We start from the raw sequence: 15,265 nt of genomic DNA, 5'->3' as shown, positions 1-15,265 counted from the left end.
CTCAGCCCGTGGCCGAAAGGCCACGGGCGACGCCGCGCAGGATGTCGCGCGTGAAGGTCAGCGCGGGGGCGGGGACGTCGTGGCGCTCGGCCCGCGCGACGAGGTCGCCGAAGACCTCCTCGACCTCCAGCGGACGGCCCGCGAGACGGTCCTGCAGCATCGACGGGTAGCTGCGCGGCCCGTCCTCGCGCGGCGGCGCGGGCAGCTCGGCGAGCAGCTCCTCCAGCGGGCGCTGCACCCAGGCGCGGACCGGCGGCAGCCCGTCGTGGTCGGCGACCTCGACGCCCTCTGCCCGCGCGATCGCCGCGGTCTCGCGCACGAGCGTGAGGAACGCGCGCATCAGGTCTGGGTCGTAGCCGACCAGCGGCGCGTCCGGCCCGGCCAGCATCCACGTCCCGAACGCGCCGGTCGCGTTGCACGCCTTCGACCAGATCACGCTGGCGACGTCGCCGGCCGCGCGCGCCGGGATCCCCGCGCCGGTGAGCGCGTCGACGAGCGCGTCGACGCGAGGCGAGGGTCCCCGGCCGAACTCGCCGAGGAACGTCATCCCCGGCGCCGTCACGCGGATGCGCCCGTTCGCGATGCGCGCTGCGCCCATGATCGTCACGGCGCCGATCACGCGCCCGGCGCCGTAGGCGGCGTGCAGGACGTCGTCCTTCACGACGCCGTTCTGCACGCCCGCGGCCCACGCGACCCGCTCCGGCGGCAGCCCGAGCTGGGTGACTGCCGGCACGAGCTGATGCGCCTTCGTCGTGAAGAGGAGGCCGAGCGGCTCGCCGTCGGCGGGCAGAGCCGTCGTGATGTTCAACGAGCCTGGTTCGATCGCCGCATCGAGGTCGAACGATCCCTCCAGATGGATCCGCCCGCTCTCGCTCAGCTCCGCCGCCGTGCGCGGTGTCGCGACGAGCGTCACGTCGTGGCCGGCGTGGGCGAGCAGGGTCGCGAACGCCTGGCCCAGCGAGCCCGCTCCGACGATCGCGAGCGGCGGGAGCGCCGCGTCCGCACCGCTCGTCTCACCGGATCCGCTCACCGCGCCGGCTCCGCCACGCACGGGTTCAGCAGCGCGCCGATGCCCTCGATCGACGAGGCGACCGACTGGCCCGGCTCCAGTCGCAGCGGCGGCGTGTGGCCGATGCCGGTGCCGGCCGGGGTACCGGTGAAGACGAGGTCGCCGGGGTGCAGACGCACGATCGCGCTGATGTAGGAGATCAGCTCCGCGGGGCCGCGCAGCAGGTCGGAGGTGCGCGAGCGCTGACGCAGCTCGCCGTCGACCTCGCAGCGGATCTCCAGGTCGGGGAAGGTGCCGATCTCGTCGGTCGTCACGACGCACGGGCCGACCGGCGTCGTCGAGTCGAACGTCTTGCCCTGCAGCCACTGGGTCGTCCGTCCCTGCCAGTCGCGCACCGAGATGTCGTTGCCCACGGTGAAGCCGGCGATCCCGGCCGCCGCCGCGTCGGCGTCGGCGTGACGCAGCTCGCGCCCGACGACGGCGACCAGCTCGACCTCCCAGTCGACGCGCTCGCTGTCGCGCGGCAGCACGATCTCGTCGGAGGCGCCGATCAGCGCGTCGGCGAACTTCGCGAACAGCGTCGGGTACTCCGGCTCGGGCTCGCCCGTCTCCTCGATGTGCCCGCGGTAGTTCATGCCGACGCAGACGACCTTCGTGGGCGCCGTCACCGGCGGCGCATAGCGCGCCGTCGCGGCCGGGATCTCGCCGACCACGCGCGCGGCCGCGGCCGCGCCGTCGCCGCGCGCCAGCAGCTCCCCGAGGTCGCGCGCGTCCAGCAGCGCCGCCGTCTCTCCCTCGATGCGCGCTGCGCATGTCCCTCCCTGGTGCCGCACCGTTGCAAGCCGCACGTGAACGCTCCTTCCGAGCAGGATCTTCAAGCCACTATCTGTCTCGGCTGATGATTAGACCATACTGCTAGATGGAACGCACGGAAGGCGGGTCAGGGCGTCCAGACAAGGTCGGGGAAGCGCTCGTCGACGAGCCGCTGCCACGCCCGCACCCGCTCCGGGGGCACGGGCAGGTACGGCCGGCGAACCGTCGGCCGGTCGATCAGGAAGTCCGACGCGGAGCACAGCGCCTTCGCGATCACGGCATGTTCGTTTCCGCCCTCCACGAGGATCGCGGAGGCCTCGATCAGCTCGAGCATCCGGCGTTGCTTGCGTACCACCTCGGCCCAGCGCTCGCAGCGTGCGTCCTCGTACCACGCGAGCATGAAGCGCGGGTTGAAGTTGACGAACCAGGAGTAGAGTCCCGTCGCGCCGTACGGCGCGAGGAAGCCGAACGCCTGCTCGCCGCAGAAGTGCGCCAGGCGAGGGGCGTGCCGGACGAGCGCGGCGAACTCGACGACGTCGGAGCCGACGTACTTGGTCCCGGTCAGCTGCGGGATTCGCGCCGCGAGCTGCGCGTACTGCGGGCCCGTCAGATGGTTGGGCATCTTCGGCGTGTTGTAGTGGATCAGCGCGAACGAGTCGGGGACCGCCGCGGCGACGTCGTCCCAGTAGCGCAGCCACGATTCGGTCGTCATCTGCATGTAGATCGGATGGCCGACGTGCGCTCCCTGCACTCCGCGCGAGACGCAGTGGGCGAGGCGGCGCGTCACCCCCGCGGTGCTCGACCAGCTCACGCCCACCTGACACGCGACTCCGGCCCGGGCGGTCTCGTCTGCGAGCGCGTCGACGACGCGGGCGAAGTCGTCGAGCTCGAGCGCGTAGAACTCGCCGTCGGCGTCGGTGGAGTAGATCCCGTGCACGCCGGCGGCGGCGAGGCGCCGCACGTTCTCTCGCAGCACGCCCTCGTCGAAGCGCTCGCGCTCGTCGAACGGCGTTGCGACGGCTGCCCAGACGCCGTGCGGCGCAACGGGCGCCGTCAAATCTCTCTGTTCCATCTAGTGGTTATACTATCTTGCCAGGAGGAACAGACATCATGGGATCGGCACGGCGGATCAGCATCCTGGAGCACCCGCGCTGCCAGCTCGGCGAGGCACCCGTGTGGTGTCCCGACGACGGCGGCGCGCTGTATTGGGCCGACATCTTCGGCTGCACGATTCACCGTCTCGCGATGGACGGAGCGCATCGCGCGTGGGCAACGCCCACGCGCGTGGGAGCGCTCGCGCTGCACGCCGACGGCGGCCTGGTCGCGGGCCTCAAGAACGGGATCCACCTGTTGGACGCGGACGCGGATGTCGGCGGCGGCGAGCCGTCCGGTGGCGCCGCCGGCGGCGCCACCGCCGCCGCTGCGCTGCGCCTGCTCGTCGACCCGGAGGCCGAGCTGCCGGACAACCGCTACAACGACTGCGCGGTCGACGCGGCCGGGCGGCTGTGGATCGGCTCGCTCGACGACACCGGCGTGCCGGGCAACGGCGCCCTGCACCGGCTCGACGCCGACGGGACCGCCACGACCATGGTCAGCGGCGTCGGCCTCGCCAACGGGCTCGGCTTCAGCCCCGACGGCACCCGCCTCTACTTCACCGACACGAGCGCGCGAGCGATCCACGTCTACGACCACGATCCCGACACCGGCCGCCTCGGCGCGCGGCGTCTGTTCGCGCGCGACGCGGACGGCGACGGCCTGCCGGACGGTCTCGCGGTCGACGCCGAGGGCCACGTCTGGAGCGCGAAGTTCGGCGGCGGGACGGTCGTGCGCTACCGCCCCGACGGCGCGATCGAGCGGGTGCAGGAGCTGCCCGTCTCCAACCCCACCAGCGTCGCGTTCGGCGGTGCCGCGCTCGACCGCCTCTACATCACGACCGCGAGCATCGACCTCGACGACCCGGACGAGCTGCGGCGCGGCGCGGGCCAGCTGCTCGTCCACGACGACCCCGGCGCGGCCGGGCTGCCGGCGCGGCGCTGCGAGCTGCGTCCGGCACCCGTCGCGCCATCGCCTCAGAGCGGAGACCTGCATGCAGCCTGACGAGACCGTCAACCTTCCGATCGAGCGGCTCACCGAGACCGTCGAGCGCGTCTTCGAGGCGGTCGGCTCGCCGCCGCAGGAGGCCGCGGTGATCGCCGAGGAGCTGGTCGGTGCCGACCGCATGGGCCTGCACTCGCACGGCTGCGCACGCGTCGGCGAGTACGTCGCGGCGGCGCAGTCCGGACGCGTCGTCCCCGGCGGCCCCTGCACGGTCGCGCACGACACTCCCTCCGCGGCGCTGGTCGACGGTGCCAGCAACTACGGCCAGGTCGTCGGGCGCTTCGCGCTCGACGTCGCCGCGCGCAAGGCCGCCGAGACGGGCGTCGCCTGCGTCGTGACCAGACGCTCGCACCACGTCGGCCGCGTCGGGTCGCTGATGGAGCGCGCCACCGGCCGCGACCTGATCTCGATCGCGACGGTCGCAGTCGGGCTGCCCGGCCTGGTCGCGCCGTGGGGCGCGGCGGAAGGCGTGCTCGGCACCAACCCGTTCGCGTACGGCGTCCCGTACGCCGAGGGCGAGGTCGTCACCGACTTCGCCACCAGCACCTCCGCGGAGGGTGCCGTGCGGCTGGCCCACGAGCGCGGGCAGCGGCTGCCTGAGGGGATCCTGGTCGACGCGGACGGCGAGCCGACGACCGACCCGGGCGCGCTGTTCGTCGACCCGCCTGGCGCGCTGCTGCCCTTCGGCGGCGTGCTCGGGCACAAGGGGTACGCGCTCAACATCCTGCCGGAGCTGGTCGCGGCCGCGCTCGCAGGCTACGGTGCGAAGGACCCCGAGCGGCCGAGCAACTGCCTGCTGCTGGTCGTGATCGATCCGGCTGCGTTCCTGCCGGTCGCGCAGTTCAAGGCGCTCGCCGGCGAGTCGGTCGAGCTGATCAAGGGCGCGCGCCCGCGGCACGGACAGCGCGTGATGCTGCCGGGCGAGCGCGAGACCGAGCACGCCGCCGCCGGCGGCGCGACGGCGACGCTCGCGCGCACGACGGTCGAGCAGATCGAGGCGGCCGCCGCACAGCTCGGCGTCGCCGGGCTGATCGCGGCATGACCCGCATCGGCATCGCCGGCCTCGGCTCGATCGGCCGCCGCCACGCCGCGGCGGCCGTGCGCGCCGGCCACGAGGTCGTCGCGTTCGACCCGGCACCGGCCGGCGGCGGCGACCCGTGGGTCGCGGTGGCGAGCTTCGGCGCGCTGCTCGACAGCGCGCCGACCGCGCTCGTCGTCGCGACGCCGGACGCACTGCACGCGCAGCAGGCCGTCGCCGCGCTGGAGCGCGGGATCCCGGTCCTGGTCGAGAAGCCGCTCGCCGCCTCGCTCGACGAAGCGCTCGCGATCGCCGCGGCGGCGCGGCGCAGCGGCACGCCCGCGCTGGTCGGCTACGTGCTGCGCTACAACGCGGCGCTGAGCGCCGCCGCGCGTGTGCTCGCCCGCGGCGAGCTGGGCGAGCTGGTCTCGTTCCACGTCCAGCTCGGCGCCTACGAGACGCTCGTGCGCGCGCACAGCCGCTTCGACGGTCCCGCCGTGCGCGGCGGGCTCTACGGCGACTACAGCCACGAGTGGGACTACGTCCGCTGGCTGCTCGGCCCGATCGTGCGCGGCCTCGCCGCCGAGCGGACGGTCAGGGGGCTGGAACGGGTGCAGGCGCCCAACGTCGTCAGCGGCCTGCTCGAGCTGGCCGGCGGCCTCGTCGGCACCTACCACCTCGACTACGTGACCGACCCGCCGCAGCGCGCGCTGACAGTGCTCGGCGCGGCGGCGCGGCTGGAGGTCGACGTGCCCGCCGCGACGCTGCGCCTGTTCCCGCGCGGCATCCCCGAGGCCGACGCGCGCGTGACGCGCTTCGCGCAGCCGCGCGACGACACCTTCGACGCGCAGCTGGCGCACATGCTGGACGTCGCGCGCGGGGAAGCGCAGCCGCGCGCGAGCGTCGCCGACGGCGTGCGCGCGCTGGCCGTCGCGATCGGGCTGCGCGACGCCGCCGCGAGCCGCGCCTGGGTCGACTTCGAAGACGACGAACGGAACCACCAGATGAAATCAAGGTTGCAGCACACGGAACGCTCCGTGTAGACTGCGGACCCTGCCAGCCGCACGATTGACCACGAGCCCGAGGAAGTGTTGATGCCGGTGCAGATCGCAGTTTCGGTCGACTCGATCGGAGACGAGGAGGCGCTCCAGCAGCTCGTCGGCGAGCGTGCCGAGATCCGCGTCGTCGACCTCTCGACGCCGGAGCGCGTCGCCGAAGCGACCGCCTCCGCAGCGGCCGTCGTCGTCGCGCTGCAGCCGATGTCGGCCGACCGCATCGCCGCGTTCGGCGACAGCGTCGAGGTGATCGGACGCGCGGGCGTCGGGCTCGACACGGTCGACCTCGACGCGGCCGCGGCGCGCGCCGTCACGGTCGTGCACGAGCCCGGCTACTCGACCGGCGAGGTCGCTGACCACGCCGCCGCGCTGCTGCTCGCCTGCACCCGCCAGGTCGCCGCCGGCGACCGCGCGATGCGCGCCGACGGCTGGGTGATGGCCGATCGGCTCGGCCGCATGCCCGACCTCGGCGCCGCCACGCTCGGCGTGCTCGGGATCGGTCGCATCGGCAGCGCGCTGATCGCGCGGATGCGGCCGTTCGTGCGGCGGATCGTCGCGTTCGACCCCGCGCCGGCGCAGGTCCCGGACGGCGTCGAGCTGCTCGACAGCCTCGACGACGTCCTGCGCGCGGCCGACCTCGTCAGCCTCCACCTGCCGCTGACCGACGCCACGCGCGGCCTGATCGGGGAGCGCGAGCTGGCGCTGGCGCGCGACGGCGCGGTGCTCGTCAACGTCGCCCGCGGCGCGCTCGTCGACGAGTCGGCGCTGGTCGCCGCGCTTGCCGCCGGACAGCTCGCCGGCGCCGGCCTCGACGCCTTCGTCGGCGAGCCGCTCGGCGCCGACTCGCCGCTGCTGACGCTCCCCAACGTCGTCCTGACCCCGCATCTCGGCGGCCACTCGGAGGGCGCCGCGGCGCGCCTCGCGAGCTGGATGCTCGACGACGTGATCGCGCACCTGCAGCGGCGCGAGCTTCCGCACGGCCGCTACGCGGCCGGCCCGTTCGTGCGCGCATGACCGCTCCCGTCCAGACCCGCAACCGACGCAGCACGCAGCAGAGGACATAGGACCATGGAAGAGATCTTCATTCCGGCGCTCGGGATGGCGATGGAGGAGGCGACGCTCGTCGAGTGGCTCAGACAGCCCGGCGACGCCGTCGCCAGCGGCGATCCCGTCGCCGTCGTCGACACCGACAAGTCGACGATCGACATCGAGGCCGAAGCCGACGGCGTCCTCGGGCCGCACCTCTACGAGGCCGGCTCGACCGTCCCCGTCGGCGTCGCGATCGGGCACATCCTCACCGCGGCCGAGGCACAGGAGCAGCGATGACGACGAGCACCGACGTGGACGCGCAGCGCGCCGCCCGCGCGCGCAGGGCCATCGCCGCTGCGGTCACGGAGTCGTGGACGACGATCCCCCACTTCGCGGTCAGTCGCGAGATCGCCGCCGACGCGCTGCTGGCGCGGCGCGAGCAGGGGCGCGCCGAGGCGCCCGGCCTGACCGTCACCGACCTGCTGCTGCAGGCCGCCGCGCACGCCGGCGAGACCGACGTCGTCGGCCTCTCGGTCGCGACCGAGCGGGGCGTGATGAACGTGTCGCTGGCCGGGATCAGGGAGGCGACGCCGGCCGAGCTGGCCGAGCGCCGCGCGGCGCTCGTCGCGCGCGCACGCGGGTTCGCGCTGCGCAGAGGCGACCTCGACCCGGCGCCGGTGACGCTGTCGAACCTCGGCACGCACGGCGTCGACTGGTTCACCGGCATCATCCCGACGGGCACGGAGCTGCTGCTGACGACGGGCGCGATCCGCGACGCCTGGACGCCGGACGGCGGCGAGCGGCGCTTCTGGGCGACCGCCAACGCCGACCACCGCGCCGTCGACGGCGCCGACGCCGCGCGCTTCCTCGGCCGCTTCGACAGCGGGTGCCGGGCATGAGCGCGACGACGAACGAGCTGCAGCGGCGCGAGCTGCTGGGCACGATGCTGCTGATCCGTCGCTTCGAGGAGACCGGCGAGAGACTGTCGCTGCGTGGGCAGATCCCCGCCGGCATCCATCCGGCCAGCGGCCACGAGGCGGTCGCGGTCGGCACGATGAGCGCGCTGCAGGCCAGCGACGTCGTCTGCGGGACGCACCGCTCGCACCACCTCGCGCTCGCGCGCGGGCTCGACCCGTCGCGCACGATGGCGGAGCTGTACGGCAAGGCGCCCGGCCTGCTCGGCGGCCGCGGCGGCTCGATGCACCTCGCCGACTTCGGCCACGGCTTCTACGGCAGCAACGGGATCGTCGGCGCCGGCATCGGCATCGCGATGGGCGTCGCGCTCGGGATGCACATGCGCCAGGACGCGTCGGTCGCGGTCGGCTTCGTCGGTGACGGCGGCATGAACATCGGCCGCGTGTGGGAAGCGATCAACCTCGCCGTCATCTGGGGGCTGCCGCTGATCGTGCTGGTGGAGAACAACCTCTATGCGGTCGAGACGACCTCGGCCGAGGTCACCGGCGGCGGCTCGATCGTAGACCGCGCGAAGGGCTTCGGCATCCACGCCGAGCCGGTCGACGGCCAGCAGGTCGACGCCGTGCACGCGGCCGTCGCGGCGGCGCGCGAGCGGGCGGTCGCGGGCGGCGGCCCGTCGCTGATCGAGGCTGAGACGTACCGCTTCAGCGGCCACGGCTCGGGCGAGAAGGCGAGCTACCGCACGAGAGAGGAGATCGATCACCAGCGCGCGCACCGCGACCCGATCGCGCTTCTGCGCGAGCAGCTGATCGACGACGGCGAGCTGTCGCCGGAGACGTTCGACGAACTGGACACGGCGGCCCAGGCGCGCGTGGCGGAGGCGGTCGCCTTCGCCAGAGACGCGCCGTGGCCCGACACCGCGACCGCGGTCGGAGGAGTTGGCTGGGATGAGTGACGCGACCGAAGTGCGTCAGCTGACGTACGCCGCCGCCTTCCGCGAGGGGGTGCAGGAGGAGATGGAGCGCGACGAGCGCGTCTTCGTGCTCGGCACCGACCTCGTCGAGCGCGGCGGCCACTTCGCGCAGGTGCTCGGCCTCGGCGCCGAGTTCGGCACCGACCGCATCCGCGACACGCCGATCTCGGAGGCGGCGATGGTCGCTGCCGGCGTCGGCGCGGCGCTGTACGGGATGCGTCCGCTGGTCGACCTCAACTTCATGGAGTTCGCCTTCGGCGCGATGGACGAGATCGTCAACCAGGCGGCGAAGATGAGCTATATGTTCGGCCGCAAGGTGCCGCTCGTGATCCGCGGCACCTCGGGCGTCGCGCTCTCCGGCGCCCAGCACAACAACACCCTCGAGATGATGTTCGCGCAGATCCCCGGGCTCGCCGTCGCGGTGCCGTCGGCGCCGGCCGACGCGAAGGGCCTGATCAAGACCGCGCTGCGTGGCGAGGATCCCGTCATCTTCATGATGCACAAGCGCCTGTCGGGCGTGAGAGGGCCGGTCGACGGCGACGCCGACGCGCTCGTGCCGTTCGGCCAGCTCGCGGTCGTGCGCGAGGGCGGCGACTGCACGGTCGTCGCGTACGGGGCGAACGTGTTGCGCGCGCTGAGAGCCGCCGACGAGCTGGCGGCGCAGGGCGTCGAGCTGGAGGTGCTGGACCTGCGCACGCTGTGGCCGCTGGACCGCGCGGGCGTGCTCGCGTCGGTCGCCAGGACCGGCCGCGCCGTCGTCGTCGACGAGGCGCCGCTGTTCGGCTCGATCGCCTCCGAGATCGCGGCGCTGGTGCAGGAGCAGGCGTTCGACCGGCTCTCCGCGCCGGTGCAGCGCGTCTGCGGCGCCCGCGCGCCGACGCCGTTCAGCCCGCCGCTGATCGAGGCGAACCTGCCGCAGCCGCAGCAGATCGTCGCGGCCGTGCAGCGGACGCTGGCGTGAGTGGGTTCGACCTCAGCGGTCGCGTCGCACTGGTGACCGGCGCCTGCGGCGGGATCGGGCGCGCGCTCTGCCACGGACTCGCGCGCCACGGCGCCGCGGTCGTGGCGGTCGACCACCCGTCGCAGGATCCCGCGGCGCTCGCGGCCGCGCTGGCCGACGCCGGTCATCGCGCGGTCGCGCTGACCGGCGACCTGGCCGATCCGCAGGTGCCCGACCGGCTCGTGCGCGCGGCGCTCGACGCGTTCGGCCGCGTCGACGTGCTGGTCAACAACGCCGGCGTCAACAACAAGGCGCCGCTCGGCGAGAACGTGCCGGAGGCGTGGCACGAGATGCTCGCGGTCAACGTGCTCGCGGCGTTCCTGCTCGCGCGCGCCGCCGCGGCGGCGCAGCGCGCGGCCGGGCTCGGCCTCAGCGTCGTCAACGTCAGCTCGGTCGCCGGCAGTTCGGCGCTCGGCCGCGGCAACGCCGGCTTCGGCGTCAGCAAAGCCGGCCTGCAGGAGCTGACGCGCGAGCTGGCGGTCGAGTGGGCGAGCAGCGGCGTGCGCGTCAACGCGGTGCAGCCGTGCCAGGTCGATGGCCCGGCGTTTGAGCGGCTCGCCGAGACCGAGGACGGCAGACGGCTGATCGCCGAGATGCTGCGCGGGATCCCGATCGGCCGCTTCGCGGCGCCCGAGGAGCTGGTCGGCCCGGTCGTCTTCCTCGCCTCCGACGCGTCGAGCATGGTGACGGGCACCGTGATCCCGGTCGACGGCGGCAACCTCGCGCTGAACCCCGGCGGGACGATCGGCTAGACGAGCGGCGGCGGCAGCGTCTGGCGCCGGAAGGCGTCGGATGCGACCGCGAGGTGCGCGGCCGCGTCGCGCATGACCGGCTCGCCGTGGCCGCTGAAGAGCATGTCGGGCGCCAGCGCCGCGAGCCGCTCGACGCTCGCGGCCAGCGCGACGACGTCCGTGTCCGGCGTCGCCAGCACGGCGACGCGGCCGCGCGCGAAGACGGCGTCGCCGCTGAACAGGACGCGGCCGCGCGCGTGGTGCGCGAGGAAGGCGAGATGGCCGGCGGCGTGGCCGGGCGTCTCGATCGCGTCGAGCCGCAGGCCGCCGACGTCGAGCGTCCCACCGCCGATGACGCGTGCGACCGGCGTCGGCCGCAGCACGACACTCGGCGGATAGACGCCGGCCGCGATCGCGGCGGTCAGCCCGGCGGCCTCGGCGTCGCCGGCTTCGAGCACCGCGGCCGCGGCCCGCGACGCCCACACGTCCGCGCCGAGCCGCTCGGCAACCGCGCAGGCGCCGGCCGCATGGTCGGCGTGGGCGTGCGTGACGAGCACGCGCGAGACGTCCGGCGCGCCCGCGCGCCGGAGCAGCGCGAGCGTGTGCTCGATCCCGAGCCCGCAGCCGGCGTCGACGAGCACGCTGTCGCCGTCACCCACGAGCAGGTAGGCGTTGCAGTCGCGCGGGTCGCTGAGCGAGAGGCCGAGATAGCCGCTGGCGACGAGGTGGATGCCGTCGAGAAGTTTCACGATCTGTTCCGAAACGCTAGCAGCCGGTCCCGCTCAATGGTACGATCGTTTCACTGCAAGGCACACACGAATTGAGGAGCAGCGTGCCAGTAGACCCGTCCGTCCAACCGCTTTTGGACGTCACCTCGTACGTGCCGACGGCACCGGTCACGTCCGTGGCCGCGCAACGTCGCGCCTCCGACGAGCGCTCGAAGATCCTGATCGCCAGCTACTACGACACGCCGCCGGAGCCGGCCGAGGTGTTCGAGCGCAGCGTCCCCGTCGAGGGCGGCGAGATCGTCGTGCGCGTCTATCGCCCGCACGGCGAGGGACCCTTTCCGGGCCACCTGTACATCCACGGCGGCGGCTTCTGGCTCGGCAGCCTCGAGTCGTGCGACAACCCCTGTCGCGAGATTTGCGTCGGCGCGGGCGCGGTCGTCGTGTCGGTCGCCTATCGGCTCGCGCCGGAGCATCCGTTCCCGACCCCGCCCGAGGACTGCTACGCCGCCCTGCTGTGGCTGCACGAGCACGCCGACGAGCTCGGCGTCGACCCGCGCGCGCTGTCGGTCGGCGGGGAGTCGGCCGGCGGCAACCTCGCGGCCGTCGTCGCGCTGATGGCGCGCGACCGCAGCGGCCCGTCGCTCGCGCTGCAGGTGCTCGGGATCCCGGTCTGCGATCTGACGATGAGCCAGCCGTCGGTGCAGGAGTTCGGCGAGGGCTACCTGCTGCGACGCGCCGGAATGGCGGACTACGCCGACCACTACCTGTCCGAGCCCGAGGACGCGCAGCATCCGTACGCCTCGCCCCTGTTCGCGCAGGACCTCTCGGAGCTGCCGCCCGCGCTCGTGATGACGATGGAGTTCGACCCGCTGCGCGACGAGGGCGAGGCGTACGCGCGCCGGCTCGTCGAGGCCGGCGTGCCGACGAGGCACATGCGCTGGAGCGGTCACGTGCACGGCTCGGCGCTGTTCAGCAAGCTGCCGGGGTCGGCGCGCGAGTACCACGGGATCGTGTCCGCGGCGCTGACCGACGCGTACGCGCGCCTCGGCGAGGAGGTGGCGGCGAGATGACGGATTCGACGCAGGACGACGACCGCACCGGCGGTGTGGCGGCCGCCGCGCCGGCGCCGAGCGGCGGCGCGACACCCGCGGCCGGCGCCGCGCCGGCCGGCGGCGCGCGCGTGCCGCTGCCGCAGTCGGGTGTGATCGTGCCGCTCGTGACGCCGCTGCTGCCGGACCGCTCGGTCGACGCGGCCTCGGCCGCGACGCTCGTCGAGCACGTGCTGAGCGCGGGCGTCGATGGCGTGCTCGCGCTCGGCTCGACCGGCGAGAGCGGCGCGCTGTCGGCCGCCGACCGCGAGGCATCGGTCGCCGCGACCGTCGCCGCCGTCGGCCGCCGCGCGCACGTGATGGCCGGCCTGCCGGCGATGGGGACCGCGGACGCGGTCGCCGACGCGCGTCGCTGGGAGGCGCTCGGCGCCGACTCGCTGCTGCTGGCCGCGCCGTTCGTCTTCCCGCCGTCGCAGACGGAGCTGGTCGAGCACTTCGGCGCGGTCGCCGACGCCGTCGGGATCCCGCTGGTCGCCTACGACGTGCCCGGTCGCGCGCACGTCGCGCTCTCGCCGGGGCTGCTCGCGCAGCTCGCCGCCGACGGCGCGATCGCCGGCGTGAAGGACTCGACCAACGTGCTCTCCAACGCCCAGGGCGTGCTCGCGGCGACGGCGCAGGTGCCGGGCTTCGTCCGCGCGACCGGCTCGGAGGAGTCGATCGACGGACTGCTGCTGAGCGGCTACGACATCGCGGTTCCGGGCCTCGCCAACGTGCTGCCCGGGCTCCACGTCGCGCTCGCGCGCCACGCCCGCGCGGGCGAGTGGGAGCAGGCGGCGGCACGCCAGCGCGAGATCGCCGGCCTGCTCGGCCTCTACGCCGCGCCGCTCGCCGGAGCGACGCCGACGACGGCGTTCTTCGCCGCCGTCAAGGAGGCGCTGCGACAGCGCGGCGTGATCGAGCACGCGACCCTCTCGGCCCCGTTCGCGCAGCCGGACGAGGCGGTCGCCGAGCACGTCCGCGCATGGCTGGCGCGGGTCGGATGAGCGGCGCGACGACGGCGACCGCGGTCCGCTCGACGATGCTCGGCGCGGCCGGGCTGACCGCGCCCGTCGAGCTGCTGGAGCTGACCGGCGCGCCCGGGCCGGCGACGCTCGCCGTGCTCGCGGGCGTCCATGGCGACGAGCCCGAAGGCGTGCTCGCGGTCCGGCGCCTCGTGCGGCGGCTGGAGCAGCTGGGGCTGACCGGCGGCGTGCTGGCGGTCCCGGTCGCGAACCCGACCGCGTGGGCGGTCTCCTCTCGCACGTCGCCGGTCGACGGCGGCAACCTCGCGCGCTGCTTTCCCGGCGACGCCGGCGGCGGCGAGAGCGAACGGCTCGCGCGTGTGCTGACCGATGCGGTGCTCGCGCGCGCGACGTTCCTCGTCGACCTGCACGCCGCGGGCGCGGCCTACGAGATGCCGTTCTTTGCCGGCGCGCTCGCGAGCGGTCCGCAGGGCGCGGAGTCGGTCGCGGCGGCTGCGGCATTCGGCGCGCCGCTGGTGTGGGAGCACTCCGCGATCGGTCCCGGTCGCAGCATCAGCGCCGCGGCGGCGCTCGGGATCGGCGCGATCTACGTCGAGGCGGGCGGCGGCGGGAACCTGCGCGGCAGCGACCTCGACGGCTACGTCGACGGTGTGCTGCGGGTGATGGCGCGGCTGGGGATGGTCGAGGCAGCGCAGGCCGGCGTCGAGGCGCCCCTGCCGCCGGCGCTGACGATCCGCGGCGGCGACGGCGACATCGACGCGGGCGCGCTGGCGCCCGTCGACGGCTGGTGCGTCGCGCGCGCCGCGGTCGGCCAGACGGTGGCGGCCGGTGACGCGATCGCCGAGCTGCTGGAGCCGGACGGCAGCCATCGCTCGGTCATCCGCGCGCGGCGGCCCGGCACGGTCGCGATGCTGCGCCACAGCGCCGCAATCAGAGCCGGCGACCTCGTCTGCGTGCTCGCGCCGGTGGCGTCGTGAGCGGTACGGGCGCTCGGGCGCGGCCGTTCGCGGGGCGCGTCGCGCTCGTGACCGGCGGAGGGACCGGGATCGGCGCGGCGATCAGCTCGCTGCTGGCCGAGCGCGGCGCGAGTGTCGTGATCTGCCAGCCGGACCAGCCGATGGCCGACCGGCTCGCGGCCGAGCTGAGCCGCGACGGCGCGCCGATCGCCGGCATCGGCGCCGACCTCGCGCGCGCGACGGAGTGCGCGCGGCTCGTCGCCACCTGCGTCGCCGAGCACGGTCGCGTCGACGTGCTCGTCAACTGCGCGGCGGTCGTCGGCCGGGCGGCGCTCGGCGATCTGCTCGCGTTCGACGACGACCAGCTCGACGCGATCGTCGACGTCAATCTCAAGGGCGCGTTTCGCTGCAGTCGCGAGGTCGCCCGCCACCTCGTCGAGCGAGGCAGCAGCGACGGGGTGATCGTCAACATCGCCTCGGTCGGCGCGTTCGCGGCACAGGACCGCGCGAGCGCGTACGTGGCCAGCAAGGCCGGGATCGTCGGGATGACGCGCGGAATGGCCTTCGAGCTGGCGCCGCACGGGATCCGCGTCGTCGCGGTCGCGCCGGGCGACGTCGAGCTGAGCCAGACGAGCACGGCGGTCGGCGACGAGGATCCGTACGACGTGCTGCCGGCGGAGTGGTGGTCGCGCCGCGCGCCGTTGCGCCGCCGCGGCAGCCCGCTCGACATCGCGCGGGCGGTCGCCTTCGTCGCCTCCGACGAGGCGAGCTACGTGACCGGCGAGACGATCGTGGTGGACGGCGGCTGGCTGTCGTACTGACGAGCCTCGCAGGATTGGCGCCAACCGCGGGCGTCGATCCTGCGCTGCT

At 74.4% G+C, this 15,265-nt stretch carries 17 protein-coding genes; 13 read left to right on the top strand and 4 right to left on the bottom strand.

The features are described 5' to 3' along the window. Window position 1: 1 nt before the first annotated feature. The 3 genes from Q7L65_RS07960 to Q7L65_RS07950 form a co-directional block, all read right to left on the bottom strand. Window positions 2–1,030, bottom strand: coding sequence for a ketopantoate reductase family protein (locus Q7L65_RS07960; RefSeq protein ID WP_304720133.1), 1,029 nt, complete (start codon window positions 1,028–1,030; stop codon window positions 2–4). After that, the gene (locus Q7L65_RS07955) at window positions 1,027–1,857 is read right to left on the bottom strand and encodes a fumarylacetoacetate hydrolase family protein (protein ID WP_304720132.1); all 831 of its coding nucleotides are present in this window, start codon (window positions 1,855–1,857) and stop codon (window positions 1,027–1,029) included. Before Q7L65_RS07955 ends, Q7L65_RS07960 begins: the two co-directional genes overlap by 4 nt. Before the next feature lie 92 nt (window positions 1,858–1,949). Continuing rightward, on the bottom strand, window positions 1,950–2,894 hold the full coding sequence (locus tag Q7L65_RS07950) for a dihydrodipicolinate synthase family protein (protein ID WP_304720131.1): 945 nt from the start codon (window positions 2,892–2,894) through the stop codon (window positions 1,950–1,952). Between the two features lie 38 nt (window positions 2,895–2,932). On the opposite strand from Q7L65_RS07950, the gene Q7L65_RS07945 reads away from it, so the two are divergent. From Q7L65_RS07945 to Q7L65_RS07905, 9 genes are read left to right on the top strand one after another with little or no spacing between them, the layout of a single operon-like run. Then, window positions 2,933–3,919, top strand: a complete 987-nt coding sequence (locus Q7L65_RS07945) for an SMP-30/gluconolactonase/LRE family protein (protein ID WP_304720130.1) — start codon at window positions 2,933–2,935, stop codon at window positions 3,917–3,919. Continuing rightward, window positions 3,909–4,961: an Ldh family oxidoreductase gene (locus Q7L65_RS07940; protein WP_304720128.1), complete on the top strand. Its 1,053-nt coding sequence runs from the start codon at window positions 3,909–3,911 to the stop codon at window positions 4,959–4,961. Before Q7L65_RS07945 ends, Q7L65_RS07940 begins: the two co-directional genes overlap by 11 nt. Next, window positions 4,958–5,980 (top strand): Gfo/Idh/MocA family protein, encoded by a 1,023-nt coding sequence (locus Q7L65_RS07935; protein WP_304720126.1) that lies wholly within the window; start codon window positions 4,958–4,960, stop codon window positions 5,978–5,980. The genes Q7L65_RS07940 and Q7L65_RS07935 overlap by 4 nt, the downstream gene beginning before the upstream one ends. Window positions 5,981–6,031: 51 nt before the next feature. After that, window positions 6,032–7,006: an NAD(P)-dependent oxidoreductase gene (locus Q7L65_RS07930; RefSeq protein WP_304720125.1), complete on the top strand. Its 975-nt coding sequence runs from the start codon at window positions 6,032–6,034 to the stop codon at window positions 7,004–7,006. 54 nt (window positions 7,007–7,060) lie between these two features. After that, window positions 7,061–7,318: a biotin/lipoyl-containing protein gene (locus tag Q7L65_RS07925; RefSeq protein ID WP_304720124.1), complete on the top strand. Its 258-nt coding sequence runs from the start codon at window positions 7,061–7,063 to the stop codon at window positions 7,316–7,318. Then, on the top strand, window positions 7,315–7,920 hold the full coding sequence (locus tag Q7L65_RS07920; RefSeq protein WP_304720123.1) for a 2-oxo acid dehydrogenase subunit E2: 606 nt from the start codon (window positions 7,315–7,317) through the stop codon (window positions 7,918–7,920). The genes Q7L65_RS07925 and Q7L65_RS07920 overlap by 4 nt, the downstream gene beginning before the upstream one ends. After that, window positions 7,917–8,891 carry a thiamine pyrophosphate-dependent dehydrogenase E1 component subunit alpha gene (locus Q7L65_RS07915; RefSeq protein ID WP_304720122.1) on the top strand — a complete coding sequence of 325 codons (975 nt, stop codon included), beginning with the start codon at window positions 7,917–7,919 and terminating at the stop codon, window positions 8,889–8,891. Before Q7L65_RS07920 ends, Q7L65_RS07915 begins: the two co-directional genes overlap by 4 nt. Then, on the top strand, window positions 8,884–9,870 hold the full coding sequence (locus Q7L65_RS07910; RefSeq protein WP_304720121.1) for an alpha-ketoacid dehydrogenase subunit beta: 987 nt from the start codon (window positions 8,884–8,886) through the stop codon (window positions 9,868–9,870). The genes Q7L65_RS07915 and Q7L65_RS07910 overlap by 8 nt, the downstream gene beginning before the upstream one ends. After that, on the top strand, window positions 9,867–10,661 hold the full coding sequence (locus Q7L65_RS07905) for an SDR family NAD(P)-dependent oxidoreductase (protein ID WP_304720115.1): 795 nt from the start codon (window positions 9,867–9,869) through the stop codon (window positions 10,659–10,661). The genes Q7L65_RS07910 and Q7L65_RS07905 overlap by 4 nt, the downstream gene beginning before the upstream one ends. Here Q7L65_RS07905 and Q7L65_RS07900 read toward each other — a convergent pair. After that, window positions 10,658–11,389 (bottom strand): MBL fold metallo-hydrolase, encoded by a 732-nt coding sequence (locus Q7L65_RS07900; protein ID WP_304720113.1) that lies wholly within the window; start codon window positions 11,387–11,389, stop codon window positions 10,658–10,660. The two genes, Q7L65_RS07905 and Q7L65_RS07900, sit on opposite strands and share 4 nt — an antisense overlap. A gap of 155 nt (window positions 11,390–11,544) precedes the next feature. On the opposite strand from Q7L65_RS07900, the gene Q7L65_RS07895 reads away from it, so the two are divergent. The 4 genes from Q7L65_RS07895 to Q7L65_RS07880 are packed head-to-tail and all read left to right on the top strand — an operon-like array spanning window position 11,545 to window position 15,216. Next, complete coding sequence (locus tag Q7L65_RS07895; RefSeq protein ID WP_304720110.1) at window positions 11,545–12,438, top strand: alpha/beta hydrolase; 894 nt, start codon at window positions 11,545–11,547, stop codon at window positions 12,436–12,438. Continuing rightward, window positions 12,435–13,460: a dihydrodipicolinate synthase family protein gene (locus tag Q7L65_RS07890; protein WP_304720108.1), complete on the top strand. Its 1,026-nt coding sequence runs from the start codon at window positions 12,435–12,437 to the stop codon at window positions 13,458–13,460. The genes Q7L65_RS07895 and Q7L65_RS07890 overlap by 4 nt, the downstream gene beginning before the upstream one ends. Then, window positions 13,457–14,416, top strand: a complete 960-nt coding sequence (locus Q7L65_RS07885) for a succinylglutamate desuccinylase/aspartoacylase family protein (RefSeq protein ID WP_304720105.1) — start codon at window positions 13,457–13,459, stop codon at window positions 14,414–14,416. The genes Q7L65_RS07890 and Q7L65_RS07885 overlap by 4 nt, the downstream gene beginning before the upstream one ends. Beyond that, window positions 14,413–15,216: an SDR family NAD(P)-dependent oxidoreductase gene (locus tag Q7L65_RS07880; protein WP_304720104.1), complete on the top strand. Its 804-nt coding sequence runs from the start codon at window positions 14,413–14,415 to the stop codon at window positions 15,214–15,216. The genes Q7L65_RS07885 and Q7L65_RS07880 overlap by 4 nt, the downstream gene beginning before the upstream one ends. The last annotated feature ends 49 nt before the right edge of the window (window positions 15,217–15,265 follow it).

The organism is Conexibacter sp. CPCC 206217, assembly GCF_030646165.1.
Taxonomy (GTDB): domain Bacteria; phylum Actinomycetota; class Thermoleophilia; order Solirubrobacterales; family Solirubrobacteraceae; genus Conexibacter.
Note: the sequence above shows the minus strand (reverse complement) of the source record. Positions and strands in the feature narration are given on the sequence as shown.